This is a genomic window from Tissierella sp., from assembly GCF_032104385.1.
Classification (GTDB): domain Bacteria; phylum Bacillota; class Clostridia; order Tissierellales; family Tissierellaceae; genus Tissierella.
The window spans coordinates 53,261-59,585 of sequence record NZ_DAMCHJ010000015.1 but is presented as its reverse complement, the minus strand read 5'-3'; the positions used below and the strand labels follow the sequence as shown (position 1 = coordinate 59,585).

General features: G+C 30.2%; 5 protein-coding genes. 1 reads left to right on the top strand and 4 read right to left on the bottom strand.

Annotated features, from left to right (window positions below):
- Nucleotides 1-129: 129 nt before the first annotated feature.
- From RT714_RS13365 to RT714_RS13350, 4 genes are all read right to left on the bottom strand, one after another.
- Nucleotides 130-2,751 carry an ABC transporter permease gene (locus RT714_RS13365; RefSeq protein WP_313758288.1) on the bottom strand — a complete coding sequence of 874 codons (2,622 nt, stop codon included), beginning with the start codon at nt 2,749-2,751 and terminating at the stop codon, nt 130-132.
- Nucleotides 2,738-3,430, bottom strand: a complete 693-nt coding sequence (locus RT714_RS13360; protein WP_313758286.1) for an ABC transporter ATP-binding protein — start codon at nt 3,428-3,430, stop codon at nt 2,738-2,740. The genes RT714_RS13365 and RT714_RS13360 overlap by 14 nt, the downstream gene beginning before the upstream one ends.
- 145 nt (nt 3,431-3,575) lie before the next feature.
- Complete coding sequence (locus tag RT714_RS13355) at nt 3,576-4,805, bottom strand: HAMP domain-containing sensor histidine kinase (RefSeq protein WP_313758284.1); 1,230 nt, start codon at nt 4,803-4,805, stop codon at nt 3,576-3,578.
- A 3-nt stretch (nt 4,806-4,808) separates the two neighbouring features.
- On the bottom strand, nt 4,809-5,498 hold the full coding sequence (locus tag RT714_RS13350) for a response regulator transcription factor (protein WP_313758283.1): 690 nt from the start codon (nt 5,496-5,498) through the stop codon (nt 4,809-4,811).
- Between the two features lie 172 nt (nt 5,499-5,670).
- Between RT714_RS13350 and RT714_RS13345 the strand changes: the two genes are divergently transcribed.
- On the top strand, nt 5,671-6,325 hold a 655-nt coding region (locus tag RT714_RS13345; RefSeq protein ID WP_313758282.1), incomplete at its 3' end, for a BadF/BadG/BcrA/BcrD ATPase family protein.

The window sequence follows — 6,325 nt, the reverse complement described above, 5'->3', positions numbered from 1 at the left end:
TAAATTATAAACCATATAATCTAATAATTCAATATTGCTTATGATAATAGATTTCTATAAAACACCTAAATATAGAATAATATATATTTAAAGCTATAACAAGATAATATCATGCTATAGCTTTTGAATTTAATTTTCTGTTCTCATACTTTCCACTATGATTTTATCATTAATTCTCTTAAGGGGATATGCACCTGACAATAAAGCTATAATTGCAGCCCCCATACAAGCAGTTATTATATTCTTCCATGGTATAATCCACTGAAATTCTCTAATATTCATCAATATGTTAAATAATATATATGACAGCCCTGTACCTATAATTCCACCAAATATTGCTGCATATATTCCATAAAAAAGACTTTCAAGTGCTACCATTCTCTTAATTCCAGATTGTGTCATGCCTACTGCCTTAATCATTGCTATTTCCTTAGTTCTTAGGATAATATTGGTGCTTATGGTATTTATTATATTTATAGAACTGATTAAAGTGATTATGACAACAAAACCATATAAAAATATGCTTACTATTATACTTGCTACTCTGTTTTCCTTAGCGGATTCTGCATAGTCTATATAATTAAGTCCTGGTGTTATTTCTTCCAGTTCATCTAAATACGCTCTTACACTTTCAATATTTCCATCATTTTTCATCTCAATGAACATTCTTAAATCAGATTCTAACTCTTTAGTATCAGACATCTCATCTATGGTAAGTAATTTATCAAATATTGCTTCTGTAGTTATTATATTTATACTACCATTTAAATTATATTCCATACCTAATATTCCTTTATCCAACACCCCTGCTACTGTCAATTCTTTATAAACTGTTTCATCTTCCTGTCTATCCCTATAATAAGATGCATATTGTATTTTATCTCCTGCCTTTAATCCATATCCCTCTATCAAAAAATTTCTGCCAGTCTTTTGATTATATGCATAAGTATTGTTTATTACCAATACTCCATTTTCTTCATTTAATGCCTTTATATCTACAATCCCCTCTTTTAACAATCCCTTTAGCTTTTCAAAGTTTTCATCCCCAATAGTAGTCACTTGGACATTATTTATCCTAGCTAGATCATCCTTCTTTTTATCAAGTAAATAAGGAGTCATTTCCAACATTTTTTTGCTGATTTTATTTTCTTCAATCAATACCTCTCCATAAGCTCGCTTTACTTTGTATATTCTTTCTATATCCTTTGTACTTTTTAATTGTGTATATATTTCCTCCTCCTTATCATCCATATTTCCATAGATAGTAAAATCCCCCATATCTTTACTTTCTACAATTCCCATCTTAAACATGAAATTTGAAAAACTAGAAAATGTAATAAATAAGGATATACTTATAACCATAGAAAATACAGTAATTATAAATCTCTTTCGATTTCTTCTTAGATTTTTATATGCAATTTCTCCTTCTATTCCTAAGATTTTTCTGATAAAAACAGAGTTCTTTGCCCTTTTAAATCTCTCTTTTTTAAAACTTCCTGTATTTCTAACAGCTTCCAATGCCGATACTCTTCCCGCTCTCCTTGCTGGCCCTATGGCAGATAAAAATACTGTTACTAATCCAGTTATAGTACTAATTAAAAATACAGTTCCTGATATGGTTATTCTCATATCCTTAAAAAGTGGAATATCTGATTTTAGCAAGCTAATTATATATAAAACTACTCTCATAGCAAATACTCCTGAAAACAATCCAATAGGAATTCCTACTATACTAAGTATCAAAGCTTCTTTAACTACTATTCCTCTAATTTGATTTGGAGTGGCTCCAACTGATCTAAGTAACCCAAACTGAGCTATTCTTTCTAATACTGAAATATTAAAAGCATTATATATAACCGCTATTGTAGATACTATAATCAATCCTACAACAAAAACCAAAAGAACCACCATTGATTTATCAAAGGTTTGACTCATACTCTCAGCATATAACCTCAGCACCCTATAGTTATACTCAAAGTCCTTTTCCATCTTTCCAATATCCCTTGCAATTGATGTTATTTTCTTGTATGCATCTTTTATATTGGGAATTTTTATATAAGCATTGTACCTTCCTTCTTCTGCTTTATTATCTAATCCAGTGATTCCTTTAGTAACTAGATTTCCCTTCCAAATATATTGAGGTTTTATAAATCCTACAACTGTATATTCCTTTTCTCCTGTTTTCTCAAATATTTCTTTCCTAACTATTTGTCCATCTTGAGTTTCTTCATCATTCCCTATTATCCTATTACCCATAGTTAACTTTATCTTATCCCCTAGTTTTACCTCTTTATCAAAGTAACTAGCCATCCAATACTCTATAGCTAGTTCATCTGAATTCTCTGGAAATCTTCCTTCCTTCAAATTAAAAGGTAACATCTCTATAGTTTTTTTCTCATATCCCTCTATTTCTATATATCTATAAGGAATATTCAATCCATAATCCTCTTGTTCTTCCTCAGTAGTTTCCTTCACTGCAGTCGCACCTTCAACTTTGCTGACTCCAACTTCTGAGACTCCTACATGGTTAATTATTTCATTTATTTGATTTTTATCTATCTCAACAAACTTGGCATGATGAGAACCATTTTCTCTTATTGCCTCTGTAATCAATGCTCCCCTAGCAGATACTATTATAGTACCTATCGCTGAAATAAGTGCTACAGATAAAATTATTCCTAATATAGTAAGGAGAGTCCTATTTCTCTGACCTTTCAAATATCTATAAGTAATTTCCTTATAGGATTTCACTATTAATCACCTCATCTTTTATGATATTTCCATCTCCTATAGTTATTATCCTATCAGCCTGAGATGCAATATTTAAATCATGTGTAATGAGTATTAATGTTTGATTGTATTTTCTTATAGATATTTTAAGCAAATCTATTATTTCCTTACTATTTTTACTATCTAAGTTTCCTGTAGGCTCATCTGCTAAAACTATAGACGGACTATAGGCTAAGGCTCTCCCTATGGATACTCTTTGCTGTTGTCCTCCAGAAAGCTCATTTGGCAAGTGATTTATCCTATCATGCAATCCAAGAATATTTATTAGCTCTTCAAAATGTTCCTTATTTACCTTCTTTTCGTCTAAAAGTAATGGTAATAACATATTTTCTTCTGCTGTTAGAACTGGGACTAAGTTATAAAATTGAAAAATAAATCCTACCTTTCTTCTTCTAAATATGGCTAATTCCTTTTCTGAAAGACCATATATATCTACTCCATCTATATAAACCTTTCCACTTGTCGGCTTATCTACTCCTCCTAGTAAATGTAATAATGTAGATTTCCCAGAACCACTAGCTCCTACTACTGCTACAAACTCTCCTTGCCTTATAGTTAGATTAATGTTTTTTAAAGCTTCTACTTTAGTATTTCCTGTGCCGTAGAATTTACATAAATCAACAACCTTCACTACATCCATATTTACTTCCTCCTATACATTTTTCTAACTATATAATATAATGTCAATCTTACATCTTGGTGAATAAAAGGATTACAATTTAGTAAGAAAAGCTTTTATAAATAATTTAAAGGAGATAAAATAGAACTTTTCTATTTCTATAACATTAGATTATCCCCTTTAGAAAGGTAATTGTAAATTCTGTTCCTTCATTTTTCTTACTCTTTACAGAAATAGTTCCATCTTGAGACTCTACTATGAGTTTTGCTAAATTCAAACCTATACCTATACTTTCTAACTTAACTTCACTGCTTACTTTATAAAATCTCTCAAAAATATGTGGCAAATGCTTCTCATCTATGCCTTCACCATTATCTTTCACAATAATACTGCTAAATAATGGTGTCTCCTCTAAACGAATATTAATTGTTCCTCTGCCATGTTCTATAGCATTTTTGATTATATTTATCAAAGCCTCTCCAGTCCATTCTTTATCCCCATAGAAAATTGCATTTTCATCTCCCTCTATTTCTAAAGTTTTATTTTCTAACCTATGATTTAATGCTGATAAGGCTATATTGAGTATATCTCTTAGCAGAACCTTTTCCTTCTTAAACTCGATAGCCCCTGCTTCTATTCTAGCTACCTTTAACAAATTAATTGTAAGCCATTCCATTCTTTCTAACTGACTTCTTTCTGTCTCTAAGAAATTTTGTCTTATACTCAAATCCATATTTTCATCTTCAAGTAAAATATCATTTATTACTATTAGAGAAGACAATGGCGTTTTAAGCTGATGAGAAATATCTGATATCATGTTTTTCAAGAATACTTTTTCTCTATTTAACATACTTAAACTATTTTCTAATCTATTTGCCATTTGATTAAATTGGTGATTTAGTATATTAAAATCTCCTTCTCCTTCCTCAGTTAAATAAACTCCAAAATCCCCCTCTACTACTTTTTCCGATGCAGTATATATATCTTGTACCTTTTTATATATCTTCTTATACTCACCTTTTATCATATATCCTAAGGGGATTGTAAAGAAAAATATTAATAAAAATATAAATATTTGCAAATTGGGACTAATTCTTTTTAATATTGGTTGGAAAGATTTATTCAATTTCTCATGATATCCATAGGATTTCAATATTTTATCCCCAATTTTTTTATCTTCTTTGGAAATTTCTTTTGTTATACACGATACAATTTCTTCTTTTAATTCTGGATGATTTTTTATTATATTACCAACTAAAGCCATATCACGTTTTATTATCTTTTGATTTATATTGTCCATAAATATACTTACAACAAAAAATCCTACTACAGCAAATATTATCTGCAATAATACAAGCTTTAATATCATAGATTTAAACTCTTCATTTCGAAACATATACTACCCCCTTACATCTACGTCCCATATATATCCTACACCTCTCACAGTCTTAATATATATAGGATTAGATGAATCTCCCTCTATTTTCTCTCGGAGGCGTCTTATATATACGGATAGTGAATTATCATCTACAAATTCCCCATCTACATCCCAAAGTTTTTCCAATATCATTATTCTAGATAATACTTGATGTGAATTATTCATTAAAATATTTAATAACTTATATTCTGATGGTGTAAGCTGCACTAATTCATCCCTAATATATACATTGTGTTCTGTTAGATTAACCTTTATATCTTTCGATACTAGAATCTCTCTCTGTAAAGTATTAGATGCCCTCCTAAGCACTGCCTTGATTCTAGAAATTAGCTCCTTTATTCTAAATGGCTTAGTTATATAATCATCTCCACCAATATCTAGACCCATTACAATATTTACTTCTTCATCCTGAGCCGTTAAAAATATAATTGGTATTGTTTTATCTTTCCTTATATATTTACATAGTTCAAAACCATTTCCATCTGGTAATTCAATATCCAGTATTATTAAGTCATAATCTTCCTTATTAACTAATTCTTTTCCTTTAGCAAAGCTATCTGCCACGTCTACTGCATATCCTTCATTTTTTAAAGTATATTCTATTCCCATAGCCAAAGTTCTATCATCTTCTACTAAAAGTATTTTTATCATATTCACACCTCTTTCATTTAAAATATTATAACATAAATTTTTAATAGGATAGTCCTCACAAACCTTCTTAATAGGAAATTACTCTCACATAAAAAATGAATTGAAAGCGCCCTTTCTATATATTGAATTATTATAAAACTGTGATATAGTATAGTAAAGTTAATTATACAAAATGAAAGGACGATACGAATTGAGAATTGGTATTGATGTGGGTTCTACGACATTGAAATGTATTGTACTAGATGAAGATGACAATATAGTTTTTAGTTCCTATGAGCGTCATTATTCTCAGATTATTAAAAAGACTAAAGAACTGTTAGAAAAATTTATGGAAAAATACTCATATGATGAATATGTTAATCTTGCTATTTCTGGTTCTGCTGGTATGGGTCTTGCTGATAGATGTAAAATTCCCTTTATACAAGAAGTTTATGCAACTAGAGTTGCAGTAGGAAAACTGATACCAGAAGCTGATGTAGTTATTGAGTTAGGAGGGGAAGATGCAAAAATACTATTTCTAACTGATGGTCTGGAAGTCCGTATGAATGGTTCCTGCGCTGGTGGTACAGGGGCATTTATTGACCAAATGGCAACCTTACTTAATATTACCCCTAGTGAAATGAATGATTTAGCTAAATCTTATGATAAATTATATACCGTTGCATCTAGATGCGGCGTATTTGCCAAATCAGATGTTCAACCACTCTTAAATCAAGGTGCCAAGAAAAACGATGTGGCTGCCAGTATTTTTTATGCCGTTGTAAATCAAACAATAGCAGGATTAGCTCAAGGCAGAGAATTATCTGGTAATATTGTATATCTTGGTG

Bases quoted from the DNA above. Each gene is read 5' to 3' on its own strand.
- RT714_RS13360 (WP_313758286.1), bottom strand. From the start codon at position 3,430: ATGGATGTAGTGAAGGTTGTTGATTTATGTAAATTCTACGGCACAGGA.
- RT714_RS13355 (WP_313758284.1), bottom strand. From the start codon at position 4,805: ATGTTTCGAAATGAAGAGTTTAAATCTATGATATTAAAGCTTGTATTA.
- RT714_RS13350 (WP_313758283.1), bottom strand. From the start codon at position 5,498: ATGATAAAAATACTTTTAGTAGAAGATGATAGAACTTTGGCTATGGGA.